This window comes from Variovorax sp. IB41, from assembly GCF_016405905.1.
Taxonomy (GTDB): Bacteria; Pseudomonadota; Gammaproteobacteria; order Burkholderiales; family Burkholderiaceae_C; genus Variovorax.
In genome coordinates this window covers 23,810-42,463 of the sequence record NZ_JAEFCB010000021.1, presented here as the reverse complement: position 1 = coordinate 42,463, position 18,654 = coordinate 23,810, and the positions used below count along the sequence as shown (strand labels likewise).

15 protein-coding genes are annotated in these 18,654 nt (G+C 66.2%); 1 reads left to right on the top strand and 14 read right to left on the bottom strand.

Annotation, left to right across the window (positions count from 1 at the left end):
• Positions 1-51 precede the first annotated feature (51 nt).
• From JC881_RS27125 to JC881_RS27115, 3 genes are all read right to left on the bottom strand, one after another.
• Positions 52-1,530, bottom strand: coding sequence for a glutamate synthase subunit beta (locus JC881_RS27125; protein WP_198788803.1), 1,479 nt, complete (start codon positions 1,528-1,530; stop codon positions 52-54).
• A gap of 34 nt (positions 1,531-1,564) precedes the next feature.
• Positions 1,565-6,313 (bottom strand): glutamate synthase-related protein, encoded by a 4,749-nt coding sequence (locus tag JC881_RS27120; RefSeq protein WP_198788802.1) that lies wholly within the window; start codon positions 6,311-6,313, stop codon positions 1,565-1,567.
• A 184-nt stretch (positions 6,314-6,497) separates the two neighbouring features.
• Complete coding sequence (locus JC881_RS27115) at positions 6,498-7,193, bottom strand: transposase (RefSeq protein ID WP_198788801.1); 696 nt, start codon at positions 7,191-7,193, stop codon at positions 6,498-6,500.
• A 68-nt stretch (positions 7,194-7,261) separates the two neighbouring features.
• Between JC881_RS27115 and JC881_RS27110 the strand changes: the two genes are divergently transcribed.
• Positions 7,262-7,981, top strand: coding sequence for a DUF1266 domain-containing protein (locus JC881_RS27110; protein ID WP_198788800.1), 720 nt, complete (start codon positions 7,262-7,264; stop codon positions 7,979-7,981).
• Between the two features lie 18 nt (positions 7,982-7,999).
• On the opposite strand, the gene JC881_RS27105 is transcribed toward JC881_RS27110, so the two are convergent.
• From JC881_RS27105 to JC881_RS27055, 11 genes are read right to left on the bottom strand one after another with little or no spacing between them, the layout of a single operon-like run.
• Positions 8,000-8,881: a class I SAM-dependent methyltransferase gene (locus JC881_RS27105; RefSeq protein ID WP_198788799.1), complete on the bottom strand. Its 882-nt coding sequence runs from the start codon at positions 8,879-8,881 to the stop codon at positions 8,000-8,002.
• Positions 8,878-9,453, bottom strand: a complete 576-nt coding sequence (locus JC881_RS27100; RefSeq protein ID WP_198788798.1) for a DUF1415 domain-containing protein — start codon at positions 9,451-9,453, stop codon at positions 8,878-8,880. Before JC881_RS27100 ends, JC881_RS27105 begins: the two co-directional genes overlap by 4 nt.
• Positions 9,450-10,658: an MFS transporter gene (locus tag JC881_RS27095; protein WP_198788863.1), complete on the bottom strand. Its 1,209-nt coding sequence runs from the start codon at positions 10,656-10,658 to the stop codon at positions 9,450-9,452. Before JC881_RS27095 ends, JC881_RS27100 begins: the two co-directional genes overlap by 4 nt.
• A gap of 44 nt (positions 10,659-10,702) precedes the next feature.
• Complete coding sequence (locus tag JC881_RS27090; RefSeq protein ID WP_198788797.1) at positions 10,703-11,833, bottom strand: deoxyguanosinetriphosphate triphosphohydrolase; 1,131 nt, start codon at positions 11,831-11,833, stop codon at positions 10,703-10,705.
• On the bottom strand, positions 11,830-12,948 hold the full coding sequence (gene aroB / locus JC881_RS27085; protein ID WP_198788796.1) for a 3-dehydroquinate synthase: 1,119 nt from the start codon (positions 12,946-12,948) through the stop codon (positions 11,830-11,832). The genes JC881_RS27090 and aroB overlap by 4 nt, the downstream gene beginning before the upstream one ends.
• A 33-nt stretch (positions 12,949-12,981) precedes the next feature.
• Positions 12,982-13,530, bottom strand: a complete 549-nt coding sequence (locus JC881_RS27080; protein WP_198788795.1) for a shikimate kinase — start codon at positions 13,528-13,530, stop codon at positions 12,982-12,984.
• Positions 13,531-13,553: 23 nt separating this feature from the next.
• The gene (gene pilQ, locus JC881_RS27075) at positions 13,554-15,704 is read right to left on the bottom strand and encodes a type IV pilus secretin PilQ (RefSeq protein WP_198788794.1); all 2,151 of its coding nucleotides are present in this window, start codon (positions 15,702-15,704) and stop codon (positions 13,554-13,556) included.
• The gene (locus JC881_RS27070; protein ID WP_198788793.1) at positions 15,701-16,240 is read right to left on the bottom strand and encodes a pilus assembly protein PilP; all 540 of its coding nucleotides are present in this window, start codon (positions 16,238-16,240) and stop codon (positions 15,701-15,703) included. Before JC881_RS27070 ends, pilQ begins: the two co-directional genes overlap by 4 nt.
• On the bottom strand, positions 16,237-16,914 hold the full coding sequence (locus JC881_RS27065) for a type 4a pilus biogenesis protein PilO (protein ID WP_198788792.1): 678 nt from the start codon (positions 16,912-16,914) through the stop codon (positions 16,237-16,239). Before JC881_RS27065 ends, JC881_RS27070 begins: the two co-directional genes overlap by 4 nt.
• Before the next feature lie 6 nt (positions 16,915-16,920).
• Positions 16,921-17,541: a PilN domain-containing protein gene (locus JC881_RS27060; RefSeq protein WP_198788791.1), complete on the bottom strand. Its 621-nt coding sequence runs from the start codon at positions 17,539-17,541 to the stop codon at positions 16,921-16,923.
• Positions 17,538-18,617: a pilus assembly protein PilM gene (locus JC881_RS27055; protein ID WP_198788862.1), complete on the bottom strand. Its 1,080-nt coding sequence runs from the start codon at positions 18,615-18,617 to the stop codon at positions 17,538-17,540. Before JC881_RS27055 ends, JC881_RS27060 begins: the two co-directional genes overlap by 4 nt.
• Between the last annotated feature and the right edge of the window lie 37 nt (positions 18,618-18,654).

Sequence of the window (18,654 nt, the reverse complement as noted above, 5' to 3'; positions counted from 1 at the left end):
TCCGCGAATGATAGCGGGGCCGTGACAGGCCCCGCGAAATTGAAACAAAAATCAGCGCGGCAAATCGCTGAATCCCATGAGGAATTCATCCACCGAGCGCGCGGCCTGGCGGCCCTCGCGAATCGCCCACACCACCAGCGACTGGCCGCGGCGGATGTCGCCTGCAGCAAACACCTTCGGCACGTTGGTGGCATAGCCGCCGATGAAGTCGACGCTCGCGCGGGCATTGCCGCGTGCGTCCTTCTCCACGCCGAAAGCGTCGAGCACGGTGGCCACGGGGCTGATGAAGCCCATCGCCAGCAGCACGAGGTCGGCCTTGAGGATCTGCTCGCTGCCGGCCACTTCCTGCATCTTGCCGTCCTTCCACTCGACGCGAACGGTCTTCAGGCCCGTGACCTTGCCCTTTTCGCCGATGAACTCCTTGGTGGAGATGGCGAACTCGCGCTCGCAACCTTCTTCATGGCTGGAGCTGGTGCGCAGCTTGATCGGCCAGTAGGGCCAGGTCAGCGGGCGGTTTTCTTCCTCGGGTGGCTGGGGCATCAACTCGAACTGCGTGACACTGACCGCGCCGTGGCGGTTGCTGGTGCCCACGCAGTCGGAGCCGGTGTCGCCGCCGCCGATGACGATCACATGCTTGCCGTCGGCGCGCAGCTGGCCCTTGACCTTATCGCCCGCGTTGACGCGGTTCTGCTGCGGCAGGAACTCCATCGCGAAGTGGATGCCGTCCAGGTCGCGGCCGGGCACCGGCAGGTCGCGCGATTGCTCGGCGCCGCCGGTGAGCACCACGGCGTCGAAATCTTTCTGCAGTTGCTCGGGCGTGATGGTTTCCTTGGCGAGGTTGGTCACCTTGGAGCCCTTGCCCAGCGGCTCTTTCGCGGCGCCGATCATCACGCCGGTGCGGAAGGTGACGCCCTCGGCCTTCATCTGCTCGACGCGGCGGTCGATGTGGGTCTTCTCCATCTTGAAGTCGGGAATGCCGTAGCGCAGCAGGCCGCCGATGCGGTCGTTCTTCTCGAAGAGGGTCACGTCGTGGCCGGCGCGCGCCAGTTGCTGCGCAGCCGCCATGCCCGCCGGGCCCGCGCCCACCACGGCCACCTTCTTGCCGGTCTTGTGCTTTGCCACGCGCGGCGCGACCCAGCCTTCATCCCAGGCGCGGTCGATGATCGCGTGCTCGATCGACTTGATGCCGATCGCGTCGTCGTTCACGTTGAGCACGCAGGCCGCCTCGCACGGTGCGGGGCAGATGCGGCCGGTGAACTCGGGGAAGTTGTTGGTCGAGTCGAGCACCGCGAAGGCGTTCTGCCAGTCGTCGCGGTACACGAGGTCGTTGAAGTCCGGAATGATGTTGTTGACCGGGCAGCCGCTGTTGCAGAACGGCGTGCCGCAGTCCATGCAGCGCGCGCCCTGCACCTTGGCCTGCTCGGGCGTCAGGCCGACGACGAATTCCTTGTAGTGCTTGACGCGCTCGTCGATGGGCTTGTAGCCCTCTTCGATGCGCTCATGCTCCATGAAGCCGGTGATCTTTCCCATCGTGCTTTCCTCTGTTCTTCGTTTTCGTTGCCGCTCAGACCGCTGCCGTCGTGGCCGGTGCGACCAGTGCGTGCGGCTCCAGGCCCACGTGCGCGTTGTTGCCGCTGCTGGTCAGCTCGACCTTGCGGTCGTGCAGTTCGGCGAGTGCCCGCTTGTATTCGTTCGGGAACACCTTGACGAACTTGGTGCGCGAGACGGCCCAGCTGTCCAGCAGTTCGCGCGCGCGCTTGCTGCCGGTCCAGCGGTGGTGCTCTTCGAGCAGCTTCTTCAGCTGCGCTTCGTCGGTCTCGCCGCCGTGCCAGATCTTGCGGTGCACGCTGGCGGTCTGCTCGGCGGAGGTCAGCACCTTGTCGAGCGACACCATCGAGAGGTTGCAGCGCGTGGCGAACTGCCCGTCCTCGTCGTAGACAAAAGCCACGCCGCCGCTCATGCCGGCCGCGAAGTTGCGGCCGGTCTTGCCGAGCACCGCGACCGTGCCGCCGGTCATGTATTCGCAACCGTGGTCGCCGGTGCCTTCGATGACCGCCGTGGCACCCGAGAGGCGCACCGCGAAACGCTCGCCGGCCACGCCGCAGAGGTACGCCTCGCCAGTGGTCGCGCCGTACAGCGCGGTATTGCCGACGATGGTGTTGCGCACCGCTTCGCCGCGAAAGTCGAGGCTCGGACGCACCACCACGCGGCCGCCCGAGAGGCCCTTGCCGGTGTAGTCGTTGGCGTCGCCGATCAGGTACAGCGTGATGCCGCGTGCCAGGAACGCGCCGAACGACTGGCCGCCCGTGCCTTCCAGCTGGATGCGGATCGAATCGTCGGGCAGGCCCTGCGGATGCACCTTGGTCAGAGCGCCCGAGAGCATCGCGCCCACCGAGCGGTTGACGTTGCGCGCCACCTCGATGAACTGCACCTTCTCGCCCTTGTCGATGGCGGGACGCGACTTCTCGATGAGCTTGACGTCCAGCGCACGCTCCAGACCGTGGTCCTGGTTCTCGACATGGAAGCGCGCCACATCGGCCGGCACGTTCGGCAGCGCGAACAGGCGGCTGAAGTCCAGGCCCGAGGCCTTCCAGTGCTCGATGCCCTTGCGGGTGTCCAAGAGGTCGGCGCGGCCGATCAGGTCGTCGAACTTGCGGATGCCCAGCTGGGCCATGATCTGGCGCACTTCTTCCGCGACGAAGAAGAAGTAGTTGACGACGTGCTCGGGCTTGCCCGAGAACTTCTTGCGCAGCACCGGGTCCTGCGTGGCCACGCCCACCGGGCAGGTGTTCAGGTGGCACTTGCGCATCATGATGCAGCCCTCCACCACCAGCGGCGCGGTGGCGAAGCCGAACTCGTCCGCGCCCAGCAGCGCGCCGATGGCGACGTCGCGGCCGGTCTTCATCTGGCCGTCGGCCTGCACGCGGATGCGGCTGCGCAGCCGGTTGAGCACCAGCGTTTGCTGCGTTTCTGCCAAGCCGATTTCCCACGGACTGCCCGCATGCTTGATCGACGACCAGGGCGAGGCGCCCGTGCCGCCGTCGTGGCCCGCGATCACGACGTGGTCGCTCTTGCACTTGGCCACGCCTGCCGCGATGGTGCCCACGCCGATCTCGCTCACCAGCTTGACGCTGATGCTCGCGTGCGGCGCGGTGTTCTTCAGGTCGTGAATGAGCTGCGCCAGGTCCTCGATCGAGTAGATGTCGTGGTGCGGCGGCGGCGAGATGAGGCCCACGCCCGGCACGGCATAGCGCTGCTTGCCGATGTATTCGGTGACCTTGCCGCCCGGAAGCTGGCCGCCTTCGCCCGGCTTGGCGCCTTGCGCCATCTTGATCTGGATCTGGTCGGCCGAATGCAGGTATTCGGCCGTGACGCCGAAGCGGCCCGAGGCGACCTGCTTGATGCGCGAACGCAGCGAGTCGCCGTCCTGCAGCGGCAGGTCGACCTCGACGTTGGCCGCGCCGATCACGCTCTTGAGCGTGTCGCCCTGCTTGATCGGGATGCCCTTCAATTCGTTGCGGTAGCGCGCGGGGTCTTCGCCGCCTTCGCCCGTGTTGCTCTTGCCGCCGATGCGGTTCATGGCAATGGCGAGCGTGGCGTGCGCCTCGGTGCTGATCGATCCGAGCGACATCGCGCCGGTGGCGAAGCGCTTGACGATGTCCGCGGCCGCTTCGACCTCGTCCACCGGAATCGCCTTGGCCGGATCGATCTTGAACTCGAACAGGCCGCGCAGCGTCAAGTGACGGCGGTTCTGGTCGTTGATGAGCTGCGCGTATTCCTTGTACGTGTTCCAGTTGTTGGAGCGCGTGCTGTGCTGCAGCTTGGCGATGGCGTCGGGCGTCCACATGTGCTCTTCGCCGCGCGTGCGCCAGGCGTATTCGCCGCCGGCGTCCAGCATGTTGGCGAGCACGGGGTCGTCGCTGAACGCGGCCTTGTGCATGCGGATGGCTTCCTCGGCGATCTCGAAGACGCCGATGCCTTCCACGCGGCTGGCGGTGCCGGTGAAGTACTTGTTCACCGTCTCGGTGTTCAGGCCGATGGCTTCGAACAGCTGCGCGCCGCAGTAGCTCATGTAGGTGCTGACACCCATCTTCGACATGATCTTGGACAGGCCCTTGCCGATGGCCTTGACGTAGTTGTAGACCGCCTTGTCGGCGCTCAGGTCGCCCGGCAGGTCGGCGTGCATGGCCGCCAGGGTTTCCATCGCGAGGTACGGGTGCACGGCTTCCGCGCCGTAGCCGGCGAGCACGCCGAAGTGATGCACTTCGCGGGCCGAACCGGTCTCGACCACGAGGCCGGCCGTGGTGCGCAGGCCTTCGCGAACCAGGTACTGGTGCACGGCCGAGAGGGCCAGCACCGCCGGAATCGCCACCTGCGTCGGGCTCACGCCGCGGTCGCTCACGATCAGGATGTTGTGGCCGCCCTTGATGGCGTCCACCGCTTCGGCGCACAGCGACGCGAGCTTGGCTTCGACGCCCTCGTCGCCCCAGGCGAGCGGGTAGGTGATGTCCAGCGCGTAGCTCTTGAACTTGCCCTGCGTGTACTTGCCGATGTCGCGCAGCTTGGCCATGTCGGCGAAGTCAAGGATCGGCTGGCTCACTTCGAGCCGCATCGGCGGGTTGACCTGGTTGATGTCCAGGAGGTTGGGCTTGGGGCCGATGAAGGACACCAGCGACATCACGATCGCTTCGCGGATCGGGTCGATCGGCGGGTTGGTCACCTGCGCGAACAACTGCTTGAAGTAGTTGTAGAGCGGCTTGTTCTTGTTGGAGAGCACGGCCAGCGGGCTGTCGTTGCCCATGGAACCGATGCCCTCTTCGCCGGCCTGCGCCATCGGGCTCATCAGGAACTTGATGTCTTCCTGGGTGTAGCCGAAGGCCTGCTGGCGGTCGAGCAGCGCGACCTGGCTGAGCGGCGCGGAAACAGGCTCGGCCTTGACGCTATCGAGCTTGATGCGCAGGTTCTCGATCCACTGCTTGTAGGGCTTGCTGTTGGCGAGGGTGGCCTTGACCTCCTCGTCGTCGATCATGCGGCCCTGCTCCAGGTCGATCAGGAACATCTTGCCGGGCTGCAGGCGCCACTTGCGCACGATCTTCTGCTCGGGCACGGGCAGCACACCCGACTCGGACGCCATGATGACCAGGTCGTCGTCGGTCACGCAGTAGCGCGACGGCCGCAGGCCGTTGCGGTCGAGCGTGGCGCCGATCTGGCGGCCGTCGGTGAAGACGATGGAGGCCGGGCCGTCCCACGGCTCCAGCATGGCGGCGTGGTATTCGTAGAAAGCCCGGCGGCGCGGGTCCATGGTGGCGTGCTGTTCCCAGGGCTCGGGAATCATCATCATCACGGCCTGGCTGATGGGGTAGCCGGCCATCGTCAGGAGCTCGAGGCAGTTGTCGAAGGTGGCGGTGTCGGACTGGCCGGCGAAGCTGATCGGGTAGAGCTTCTGCAGGTCGGCGCCGAGCACGGGCGACGACATGACGCCCTCGCGCGCCTTCATCCAGTTGTAGTTGCCCTTGACCGTGTTGATTTCGCCGTTGTGCGCGACGTAGCGGTATGGGTGGGCCAGCGGCCACTCGGGGAAGGTGTTGGTCGAGAAGCGCTGGTGCACCAGGCCCAGGGCCGAGACGCAGCGCTTGTCCTGCAGGTCCAGGTAATAGGTACCGACCTGGTCGGCCAGCAGCAGGCCCTTGTAGACCACGGTGCGGCTGGACATGCTCGGAACGTAGTATTCCTTGCTGTGCTTGAGCTTCAGGCGCTGGATGTTGGCGCTGGCGGTCTTGCGGATCACGTAGAGCTTGCGTTCCAGCGCGTCCTGCACGATCACGTCGTTGCCGCGGCCGATGAAGACCTGGCGCAGCAGCGGCTCCTTTTCGCGCACGGTGGGCGACATGGGCATGTCGCGGTTGACCGGCACATCGCGCCAGCCGAGCAGCACCTGGCCTTCGGCCTTGATGGCGCGTTCCATCTCCTGCTCGCAGGCTTCGCGGGAGGCGTGTTCCTTTGGCAGGAAGATCATGCCGACGCCGTATTCGCCCGGCGGGGGCAGCGTGACGCCCTGCTTGGCCATCTCTTCGCGGTAGAGGTGATCGGGCAGCTGGATCAGGATGCCGGCGCCGTCGCCCATCAGCTTGTCAGCGCCCACTGCGCCGCGATGGTCCAGGTTCTCGAGGATCTTCAAGCCCTGCAGCACGATGGCGTGGCTTTTCTCGCCCTTGATGTGGGCCACGAAGCCGACGCCGCAGGCATCGTGCTCGTCGGCACCGGAATACAGACCGTGTTTTTGGAGATGTTCGATCTCGGCAGCCGTCGTCATGGCGCACTCCTTCAGTTTTCGCAGGGAAAGGGAGCATATTGCGATGCACAAAGAATGCCAAACACTTTAATTGGGGTCAGATTCTTATTAAAAGTCGAGTTTTCTGATCGGAATTAAATTGGGGACATATCAAAAAAGGTAGCACAACGAGCCAAGAGCACGCCGCGGAGCCGGCAATTTCAGCTCAGGAATTGGAAGCGGATGGCGGCCGGCCCGCCTTAGCCTTGACCACGCGACGCTCGGTTGATTTCTGCAATGAGTCCAGAAAATCCCCGTCGCCGGCCGCCCAGCCGCGCAACGTGGCCTCGGTGATTGCGGCCTGATCGGCCGCCCGCACCCCGCCGCGCACCAGTTCGACATACGCCGCCTCGCGCGCGAACGGCGTGTTGCCCAGTTCCCAGTACAGCGGATGCGGCGTGAGCAGCTTGTCGTGGCGCAGTCCCGCGTAGTGCCCGTGGCTGGACCACGGGTAGTCGCGGGCATCGACCGCCATGCCGGCGCGCACCGGGTTGAGGTCGATGTAGGCCATGCAGGTCATGAGGTAGCGATCGGTCTGGATCAGCGTCGACCTGTAGCGCCCCTCCCACAGGGTGCCGCTGCGGCCATGGCGGTCGTTGAAGTAGCGCACGTAGCTGCGCCCCACCGACTGCATGAACTGCGGCAGGCCGGTGGTGCTCGCGGGCGTGGTCAGCAGGTGGAAGTGGTTGTCCATCAGCACGTAGGCGTGCAGCGCGATGCCGAAACGCGCGGCGTTGTCGGCCAGGAGGCCGAGCAGCTTTTCGTGGTCCGCGCGATCGACAAAGATCGGCTGGCGGTTGTTGCCGCGCTGGATCACGTGGTGCGGCATGTCGGCCAGCGTGAGACGAGGGAGTCGGGCCATGGAATGAAGTGACGCGCGAGGCTTGTATCCTAAGCGGCTGGTTTACCAATGCACCCAGGGAGGAACGAATGTTCAAGTTTTTCAAGGAACTGGTCGATACGGTGAAAGAAGGCATGGCCGAGGGACGGGCCGAGCTGGCCCAGGAAACAGCCGATCGCGAGGCCGCCCTGCAGGAAACCAACGCCGCGCTCGCCGCGCGCCTTGCGGCCTCCTCGCCGTTCGAGAATTTCGCCGTGGCGCTCGCCGCGGTGTACCGGCAGACCTTCGCGCCCGACCTCAAAGAAGCCCACGAGGCGCAGCGCAGCGCCGTGCACCTGTTGTGTGTCGGCATTCCGCCCGATGAAGTCGAGGCCTGGAAGAAACTGCTGGCGCGCGATTTCTCGGTGACGAACGGCCCGGAGGCGGAGGCCGCGGTAGCGGAGATCGTCGACGACCTCGCGTCACATAGCAGCAACGACGACCTGGCCCTCTGGATCGGCCGCGCCGCCCATCTGGCGACCGGCGCAGCAGCAGTCGGCCATTCGACTGCCGAAGAAGCATTGGACTGGCTGGAGCCCGTGGCAGAGCTCGCCATCGAGCGCTTCAGCGGCTGGGACCACTACGCGCGGAGCTTCCTCGCCGGAGAGCGCAACGCGCCGGGCAGCAACATCGTCGGGCGCAAGCTGCTGGCCTCGGTGGCGGAGAAACTTCTCGCGGACGACCTCAGCCCCTGGAAGAAAGTGGCGTGGCCGGCGCGTGATTCATTCGCCGACCTGGTGGCCTCGCGCGGGGTAGCCCGCACCGCCTAGCGTCCAGATGCGGGCTCGTCAGCCGAGGCGAAACCGCGTGTCGCCCAGCGCATCGAGCCCGAACTGCGACAGCAGCTCGCCCAGCCGCGTCGCCGCGCTGGCTTTGCGCTGGCCGGTGTAGCGCGCCAGGATCAGTTCGTTCTTCATGCTGTGCTCCCAGCCCACCAGTTCGGTGACCGTGACGCTGTAGCCATTGGCCTCGAGGTACAGGCAGCGCAGCACGTTGGTGAGCTGGCTGCCGATTTCGCGCGTGTGCAGCGGATGGCGCCACAGCTCCGCGAGCGGTGTGCGCGACAGGGCCAGCGCCTTGGTCTCGCGCAGGCACGCGGCCACTTCCGCCTGGCAGCACGGCACCAGCACCATGCAGCGCGCCTTCTTCGCGAGGCCGAAGGCGATGGCGTCGTCGGTCGCGGTGTCGCAGGCATGCAGCGCGGTGACCACGTCGATCTGCGCCGGCAGCTCGCTCGCATTCGCCGACTCGGCCACCGTGAGGTTGAGGAACGACATGCGGCCGAAACCCAGGTGCTCGGCCAGCTTGCGCGAGCGCTCGACCAGTTCCGCGCGCGTCTCGATGCCGTAGACATGCCCGCCCTCGCGCACCCGGAAGAACAGGTCGTAGATGATGAAGCCGAGGTACGACTTGCCCGCGCCGTGGTCGGCCAGCGTGGCCTCCGCACCCTCGTCCGGCAGCTCGCGCAGCAGTTGCTCGATGAACTGGAACAGGTGGTAAACCTGTTTGAGCTTGCGCCGCGAGTCCTGGTTGAGCCGGCCCTCGCGCGTGAGGATGTGCAGCTCCTTGAGCAGCTCGATGGACTGCCCGGGGCGCAGCACCTCGGTCAATTCGGCGTCGGCCTTCGCCGCCTTGTTCGTCTTCGGGGCCTTGGTGGCGTGTGCGTTCATGGTCGGGCACTCCCTGGGCCCACGTCGAGCGCAGCCCAGCCCTCGGGGCCCAGCGCTTCGAGCGTCTCGATGTTGCGTTCGAAGATGGCCTCGGCTTCCGGAAACGCCTCGACCGCGCGGCTCACGCTGTCTTCGCGCAGCAGGTGCAGCGTGGGGTACGGCGCGCGGTTGGTCGCGTTCTCGATGTCGTCCGGCTCGGTGCCCGCGAACTGGAATTGCGGGTGAAAGCTCGCGAGCTGGAACACGCCCTCGAAGCCCGCGCGGGTGAGCTTGCGTTCGGCGCGGCCGAGAAAATCGTTGAAGTCCAGAAAATCCGCCAAGGTGTTGGGTGCGATCAGAAGGGTGGTGTCGCGCACGGCGGCGTCGACGGCTGCGAGGTCGTTGGCTTCCGCAAGAAGCGCTTCCATCAGGCCGGCTTCCTCGGCGGGCAGGTGCACGGCGTAGTGGATCTGCGCCTTCACATGCACCGCCTTGGCGAACGGGCACAGGTTGAGACCGATCACCGCCCGCTCCAGCCAGCGCCGCGTGTCGGCTTCGGCCTGAAAGGCGTCGATTGTCGCCGGGGCGGTCATGCCACCTCCGGTGCAGGGCGTATTCGGCCCAGGCGCTGAGCGACGGCCATGCCGGCCAGCGAACAGGCCAACGTCGCGGTCCACGTCCAGTGCCAGCCGCCCACGCGGTGCGCCACCCAGGCGACCGCGGGCGGCGCGAAGAACTGTCCGAGCGACGAGGCCTGCTGCATGAGCCCCACCGTCGTGGACACCGTGGTGGGACTGGGCGCCAGCCGGACGCCGAGCAGGAACAACGTGGCCGGCACCATGCCGCCGCCGAGCGAGAAGGCGCAGACCGCGGCGTAGCGAAGCGCAGGCGGCAAGCCCAGCGCATCCGCGCCCTGCCCCACCTGCGCGAACGCGGCCACGCCGCCCAGCGCCATCGCCAGGAAGCCCCATTGCAGCAAGCGCTCGGGCGCCACGCCGCGTTGCAGCCAGCGGCCGCCCGCGACGTTGCCGACGATGTTCATCGCGGCCGCGATCGCGGTGAGCACCGCATTCCAGCCGGCCGGCACGCCAGCGCCGGCGTAGATGGCGGGGAGGAAACCGATCACCGCCATCCACTGGGCGGAATACACGGCGAAGGTCAGCGCGGTCAGCCAGGGTGCGCGCGCGCCGACGGTGGCGCGCAGGCGCGAGACCCAGCCTTCGCTGGCGCCGCTCGCCGCGGCGGGACGCAGCCGGTCTGGCGGCACGGCCGACCACACCCACAGCGCGGCCGCGGCCGAAACGATCGACAGCGCCCACCACCAGTCGGCCCAGCCGCCCCAGGCGATCAGCGCGGGCCCCAGCAACAGCGCGAGGGCTACGCCAAGCGGCATGTAGGCGCCCCAGAGGCCGAGCGCGGCCTTGTCGGCGCCCGATGGCGTGAGGGCGCGGATCAGTCCGGGCCCCGGCATCACCGCCAGCAGAAAACCGATGCCTTCGACCGCGCGCAGGACCAGCAACCACTGCACGGCATGCGCGCCGCCCACGAGACCGGCGCCGACAGCGCCGCCGAGCAGGCTGGCGGCTGTCAGCACCACGAGCCCCGCCAGCATGCTGCGGCGCAAGCCGATGGTGTCGGCCGCAAGACCCGCCGCGAGACCCAGCGTCATGCTCGCCACCTGTACGAGCGAGAGCAGGAACCCCGCCTCGACCAGCCCGATGCCGAGCGAAGCCTGCAGCGCCGGCACGGCGGGCGGCAGCTTGCCCAGATGCAATGCGGCGCTGACGCCGCCCAGCATGACGGCGAAGGCCGCCAGCGGGACGCGCGGCGCGGGGTTCGCGCTCACGCGATGCCCCGCCGGCCGGTCAGCCGCTCGTGCTCGCGCATCGCGAAGCGGTCGGTCATGCCGGCGATGTAATCGGCCACGGCCCGGTGGCGGTCGCGGCGCTCGGCGTAGGAGTCGGGCATTTCGGCGCCGCACTCGAGATACGCCTCGAACAGTTCTCGCACCACTTGCTGCGCCTGGTCGGTCGTCTGCGTCACCTGCGGGTGGCGATAGAGGTTGCGGAACAGGAAACGCTTGAGTTCGTCCGACTGGGCCCGCATGGTCTCGCTGAAGGCAACGATGGGCGGCGCACGGCGCACGCCGTCGGCATCGGCGGGCGCCAGCGTCTGCAGCGCGGCGCGCGTGGCGTCGATCACGTCGTAGACCTGCGCGCTCAGCATGCGCCGGATGGTCTCGTAGAGCACGCGGCGCCCCTGCAGCTCGGGGTACTCGGACAGCGCCTCGCGGCGGTAGCGCTCGAAGAGCTCCACCTCGGCGAGCTGCTCGACGCTGATCAGGCCCGAGCGCACGCCGTCGTCGATGTCGTGGGCGTTGTAGGCGATGGCATCGGCCAGGTTGCACAGCTGCGCCTCGAGGCCGGGCTGCGTGCGGTCGAGAAAGCGCCGCGCCACGCCATTCGGCTCGGCCAGTTCCAGGCGCTCGGCATTCGCGCGGGAGCAGTGCTTGAGGATGCCCTCGCGGGTCTCGAAGCTGAGGTTCAGGCCGTCGTATTGCGGATAGCGGTGCTCCAGGGCGTCCACCACACGCAGGCTCTGCAGGTTGTGCTCGAAGCCGCCGTGATCGCCCATGCAGGCGTTGAGCGCGTCCTGCCCGGCATGGCCGAAGGGCGTGTGGCCCAGGTCGTGCGCGAGGGCAATCGCCTCGACAAGGTCTTCGTTCAGGCGCAGAGCCCGTGCGATCGATCGCCCCAGTTGCGCGACCTCCAGCGAATGCGTGAGCCTCGTGCGGAACAGGTCGCCCTCGTGGTTCAGGAAGACCTGGGTCTTGTAGACCAGCCGGCGGAACGCCGTGGAGTGCACGATGCGGTCGCGGTCGCGCTGGAAGGCATCGCGCGTGGGCGCGGGCGGCTCGGCATGGCGGCGGCCGCGCGACTGCGCGGGGTGGCAGGCGAAAGCCGCAAGGCTCATTCCACGCAGCACTGCGCGAGCACGTCGCGCACCAGCGCGTCGGGCGCGCTGCTGACCGCGGCGGAGCCGGGCTTGTCGATCACCACGAAGCGGATCTCGCCGGCTTCCGACTTCTTGTCGACGCGCATGAGTTCGAGATAGCGATCCGCGCCCAGCGCCGGACCGACGATCGGCAGGCCCGCGCGCTCGATAAGGCGGGTGAGTCGCTCGACGAAAGCCGCGTCGACGCCGCCCAGCCGCTGCGACAGGTGCGCCGCCATGACCATGCCGCAGCCGACCGCCTCGCCATGCAGCCATTCGCCGTAACCGAGCCCCGATTCGATCGCATGGCCGAAGGTGTGGCCGAAATTCAGGATGGCGCGCAGGCCCGTCTCGCGCTCGTCCTGGCCGACGACCAGCGCCTTGATCTCGCAGCTGCGCTTGACGGCGTAGGCGAGCGCGGCCGGGTCGCGTGCGACCAGCGCATCGACGTTCGCCTCGATCCAGTCGAGGAAGGCCATGTCGTGAATCGGCCCGTACTTGATCACTTCGGCCAGGCCCGCGCTGAGTTCGCGCGGCGGCAGCGTCTGCAGCGTGCCCAGGTCGCAGACCACCAGTTGCGGCTGGTAGAACGCGCCGATCATGTTCTTGCCCAGCGGATGGTTGATGGCCGTCTTGCCGCCGACCGACGAATCGACCTGCGCCAGGAGCGTGGTCGGCACCTGGACGAAGGGCACGCCGCGCATGTAGCTGGCGGCGGCGAAACCGGTCATGTCGCCCACCACGCCGCCGCCCAGGGCGAACAACACGGTCTTGCGGTCGCTGCCGTGGCCCAGCAGCGCGTCGAAGATCAGGTTCAGGGTCTCAAGGTTCTTGTACACCTCGCCGTCGGGAAGCTCGAGCAGGTGCACGGTACGAAAGCGATTCGCCAGCGCGGCCCGAAGGGCCTGGGCGTAGAGCGGCGCGACCGTGGTGTTGCTGACGATCAACGCACTGGCCGCCGCGGGCGTGGCCGCGAAGCTTGCCGGATCGTCCAGCAAGCCGGCACCGATCAGGATGGGGTAGCTGCGCTCGCCGAGCTGAATGTCGACGCGTTCTGGCGGGGCGGAAAGTACGGGCTGTGCTGACAATGGCATGGCGGCGAGTTTAGGCGCTGCGGCCGGGTCGACTCAGGCGGCGGGCTCTTCGGGATGGGCGCCCGGCGCGACGAGGCCGGCGAGTTCGAGTTGCATCACGATGATGTTGACCAGCATGGCGATCGAGGGGCGGCCGGTATCGACCACGTCGTGGGCCGTTTCGCGGTAGAGCGGATCGCGCGCGTTGTGCAGCTCGCGAAGCCGGCCCAGCGGATCGGCCACCTGCAGCAGCGGCCGCTTGACGTCGTGGCGCAGGCGCCGGAACAGGTCTTCGGGGGAGGAGCGCAGGTAGATCACGTGGAAGTGATCGCGCAGCTGACCGCGGTTGGCTTCGCGAAGTACGGCACCGCCACCGGTGGCCAGCACGCCCTGGGCGTTCGCGGCCAAGTCGGCGATGACGGTTTGTTCGAGATCCCGGAAGACCGCTTCACCTTCGCGGTCGAAGTAGTCACGGATCGAGCAGCCGATACGCTGTTCGATCACGTGATCGGTGTCGATGAACGGAGTGTTCAGCCGCGCCCCCAGGCGCCGGCCCACTGCGGATTTTCCGGCGCCGGGCAAGCCGACGAGTGCGACCGCCACGCGGTGGCTGCTACGCCCGCGCGTCAGCGCGCGGCGTTGCGGTCGGTAATCATCTTTGGAGTGATAAAGACGAGCATTTCGGTCTTGTTGGCAACGCGTTCGCGCTTGCGGAACAGTGCACCCAGGTAGGGCACTTCACCCAGCACCGGCACGCGCGACTCGTCATTGGTTTCGGTAAGTTCGAAGATACCACCGATGACAACCGTGCCGCCGTTCTCCACCAGCACCTCGGTCTGCACGTGCTTGGTGTTGATGGCCGGGCCCGCCGAGGTGTTGACGCCGCGGGCGTCCTTGCTTACGTCCAGGGTCAGGATGATGTTGCCTTCGGGCGTGATCTGCGGGGTGACTTCGAGCTTGAGCACCGCCTTGCGGAACGAGATGGAAGTCGCGCCGCTGGACGTCGCCTGCTGGTAGGGAATTTCCTCACCCTGTTCGATCAACGCCTTGGTTTGGTCGGCCGTGATGACGCGGGGGCTGGAAACCAGCTTGCCCTTGCCGTCGGCTTCCAGCGCGGAGATTTCGAGGTTCAGCATGCGCGAGAAGCTCGAGTTGAACAGCGAGATCGCGAAGTTGCCAGCCGCGTTACCCGTACCGCCTGCATCACCTGCGGGCAGGTTGATGAAGTTGGAGTTGGTCCACGTGGTATTCGCTGTGCTAGGCCCGCCGTTGGTGCCTGGGGTAACGATCGGCATGACGCCAAGATTGCCGAAGGCCCGGTTACCTGCCGAGGAGGCAACACGTTCTCCGGCGATACCGCCTCCCAATCTCACGCCCAACGATTTGCCAAAGGTGTCAGACGCTTCGACGATGCGGGCTTCGATCAAGACCTGGCGCACGGGCACGTCCAGCTTCTGGATCAGCTCGGTCACCTGGGCCAGGCGCGACGGGATATCGGAGACGAACAGTTGGTTGGTGCGCGACTCGGCAATCACACTGCCACGTGGGCTGAGGATACGCGTCGTAGTACCGCCGCCACCGCCGCCACCGCTGCCGGCGCCAGTGCCGGTCAAACCTTGCGCAATGGCAATGGCCTTCGTGTAGTTCAACTGGAACGATTGCGTACGCAGCGGCTCCAGATTCTCGATTGCGGCCTTTGCCTCGAACTCGAGCTTTTCCTTGGCGTTGATTTCATCCTTCGGCGCGATCCACAGCACGCTGCCGTTCTTGCGCATGCCCAGGTTCTTCGCCTGCATGATGATGTCCAGCGCCTGGTCCCACGGCACGTCCTTCAGACGCAGCGTCAGCGCGCCGGTCACCGAGTCCGAGGTCACGATGTTGAAGTTCGTGAAGTCGGCGATCACCTGCAGCAGCGAGCGGATCTCGATGTTCTGGAAGTTCAGCGAGAGCTTCTCGCCGTTGTAGCCCACCCCTTGGGTCAGCTTGGTCGGGTCGACCTTGCGGGCGCGGACTTCCACCACGAACTGGTTTTCGCTCTGGTAGGCGCTGTGCTCCCAGTCGCCCTTGGCTTCGATCGTCATGCGCACGCGGTCGCCCGATTGCTGCGAAGTGATCAGCTGGACCGGTGTTCCGAAGTCGCCCACGTCGAGGCGACGGCGCAGGCCTTCGGGCAGCGTCGACTTGGTGAACTCCACCACGAGGTTCTTGCCTTGCTGCTTGACATCGACGCCCACCTGATTGTTCGGCAGGTCGACGATGACGCGGCCCGTGCTGTCGGCGCCGAGACGGAAGTCGACGTCGCGCAACGGCAGCGTGTCGCGGTTGCGGTTCTCGGCAAAAACGGTGGCCGAGGAAGCCGCCAGTGCCGTACCGGCCACCGGCTCGAGGATCACCAGCAGCGATTTGCCCTGGATCTCGGTCTTGTAAGCCGTGGCTTGCTTCAGGTTCAGCACCACGCGGCTGCGCTCACCGGCCTGCACCACGTTGACCGAACGCAGGTTGCCCTGGTTCACTTCAATGGCGGAGCGCCCGATGGCGTTCGTCACGCCAGGGAAGTCGAGCGCAATGCGCGCCGGGGTCTGGACGGCGAATCCGGCCGGCACCGCGGTGAGCGGCTGGGCCAGATCGATCCGGATCACCTCAGCGCCGGATTGCGTCGAGCTGGTGACAGCCTCGATCGCGTTTTGCGCATGGGCGACGGCAAGTGCACCGAAGGCCAGCAGACCCAGCCCGGCGGCGCGCAGCCACTGTGCCATCGTTGATTTTTTTTGGTTCATTTCGCACTCTCTTGCAGCTGCAATGTCGCCACGCGTTCGATCCATTCACCGGCGGCGTCTTGCACGATTTCACGCAAGGCGACTTCGGTTTCGTTGATACGGGTAATGCGCCCGTAGTTCAGTCCCAGGTATTCGCCGACGCGCACCTTGTAGAGCAGCTTGTCGACACGCACCAGCGCCACCGGCTGGCCGTTGCGATTCATGCTGCCGACCATGGCCATCGAATCGAGCGGGAAGGCTTCGAGCGATTCCTTGCGGCGCGCCAGTTCGGGCGCGATCAGCTCCGAGGTGCTCGGCTGGTTCGATTCGCGGCGCAGTGCCTGCGTCAGCTTCAGCATGTTGAAGGGCTCGAAAGACGCGCCTTCGGTGTAGGCCTGCGGCGTGAATTTCTTGGGCTCGGCGATCGGCGGCACCGAAGGCTTCACCTGGGCGCGCTGCTCGACCATCCAGCGCTGGAGGTCTTCCTGGCCGGAATCGCAGGCGCTCAGGCCCGCCGTGGCCAGCATCAGCCACAGGACTTTGTTTGCAGCCCTCATTTCTTCGCCTTCGGCGCCGTGGCGCGTTTCTGGGCGGCCCGCTCGTCTTCATCGAGATAGCGGAAGGTGCGCGCGGTGGCGTCCATCGTCAGCACGTCCTTGTCCTTTTGCGGCGTGATCGTCACGTTGTTGAGCGTCACGATGCGCGAGAGGCTGGCAACGTCGGCCGCGAAGGCGCCCATGTCGTGATAGCGACCGGTGACGCGAACGGCGATCGGAAGCTCCGCGTAGTAGTCCTTCACCGAGATGGAGCCCGGGCGGAACAGCTCGAACTGCAGGCTGCGGCCAAGGCCCGCTTGGTTGATGTCCGAGAGCAGCGCGTCCATTTCGGCCTTGCTGGGCAGTTGTTTCTCGAGCAGGGTCACGTATTGCTGCACCTGTTCGCGCTGCTTCTTCAGCAGATCGAGGTTGGCCGCCTGGGCGACCTTCTTCTGGTAGTCGGCCTTGAGCGTCACTTCCTTGGCCCGCTCGCTCTCGAGCTGGTCGTTGGAGTTGGTGAGCCAGACGAACCACAGCGCCACGAGCACCAGCGCGGTCACGGCCAGGCACAGCGCATAGCGCGGGACCGCCGGCCACATCGACGGATCGTTCGGATTGAGTCCGCGGAACTGCTCGCCGACGTTCCGCAGTGCGGCGCCGACGTCTACTTTTTGGGAGGGGCGATTGCTTGCCATGATCGGTTACCCCTTGGACTGTGCCGCTGCGGCCAGTGCCTTTTCGGCAGCCGCCTTCTGTGCATCGGTCGGTCGTTTCAGGCCGATGCGCATCGTGAAGCTCGCAACACGACGCTGGTCGCGCTGGCTCAGGTTCACATTCGCCGAGGTGATCTCGACCAGTTCGGGCTTCACCAACCAGGGGCTGTTGTTGCCCAGATTGCGCAGCAGTTCCGACACGCGCTCGTTGGACTGGGCCATGCCTTGCAACGTGACAGTCTGGTTGTCCTGCTTCATGCTGCTCAGGTAGACGCCGTCAGGCAGTTGCCGCACCAACTCATTGAACAGGTGCACGGGCAGGTTGCGGTCGCCCTGCAGGTCTTCGACCGCTTGTTGGCGCGCGCGCAGCGCCGCAATTTCATCCTGCAGCGTCGAGATTTCCTTGATCTCCACTTCGAGCTTCTTGATCTCGGCCTGCAGGAAACCGTTTTTCGATTGCTGGGTCGAGATCTGTGCCTCGAACCAGAGATAGCCGAGGCCCGCGATCAAGCCACCCAGCAGCGCAGCGCCGCCGAGGGTTCCATAGAAGGCTTCGCGGCGCCGCTTGCGCGCGGCTTCGCGGTGCGGGAGCAGATTGATGAGGATCACTGCAGAAACCTCCGCATGGCTAGGCCGCAAGAGGTCAGGTACGAGGGCGCTTCGCGCCGCACCTTCTTCTCGCGGATGCTCGGCCCGAAGTCCATGCCGTCGAACGGATTGACGAGCGAGCAGGCAAAAGAGGTCTGGCGGGTCACGGCACTGGTCAGACCCGGCAGTGACGACGAACCGCCGGCCAGCAACACATAGTCCACGCGGTTATGCGGCGTGCTGGTGAAGAAGAACTGAAGCGCGCGTGCAATTTCCTGCGCGATGCTTTCCACGAAGGGCTTGAGCACGCCCGAGCCGTAGTCGTCGGGCAGGTCGCCGCTGCGCTTCTTGGCTTCGGCTTCTTCTGCGGAAAAACCGTATTGACGGACGATCAGCTGGGTCAGCTGGGCGCCACCGAAGGCCTGGTCGCGGTCATACAGCACTTCTTGGTTGCGCAGCACCTGCATGCTGGTGGTGAAAGCGCCCACCTCGAACAGCGCCACGATCGAGTCCACGCCCTTGCCGGGCAGTTGCTCGATCAGGCGTGCGGTTGCGAGGCGCGAGGCATAGGACTCGACGTCCAGGATCATGGCCTTCAGCCCGGCCGCTTCGGCCAGGCCTTCGCGGTCCTGGACCTTTTCCTTGCGGGACGCGGCGATCAGCACTTCCACATCGCCCGCGGAGGTGGTGCTGGGGCCCGTCACGCAAAAGTCGAGGCTCACCTCGTCCAGCGAGAAGGGGATGTACTGGTTGGCTTCGGACTCGACCTGGATTTCGAGCTCCTGCTCGCTCATGCCACCGGGAAGAATGATCTTCTTGGTGATCACCGCCGAGGGCGGCAGCGCGAGCGCGACGTTGCGCGTCTTGGTGCCGCTCTTGCGCACGACACGCCGGACGGCCTCGGCCACCTCGTCGAATTTCTCGACGTTGCCGTCAGTGATCCAGCCGCGTTCGAGCGGCTCGATCGCGCAACGCTCCAGGACCAGCTTTCCGCTGGCATCACGGCCGAGCTCGACCAGCTTGACGCTGGACGAGCTGACATCCAGCCCGAGCAGGGGGGCATTCTGACGACGAAACAATGTTCCAAGAGCAGCCAAGTTAGGTCCCTCTCCCCCTGTATTTGTAACCAATGGA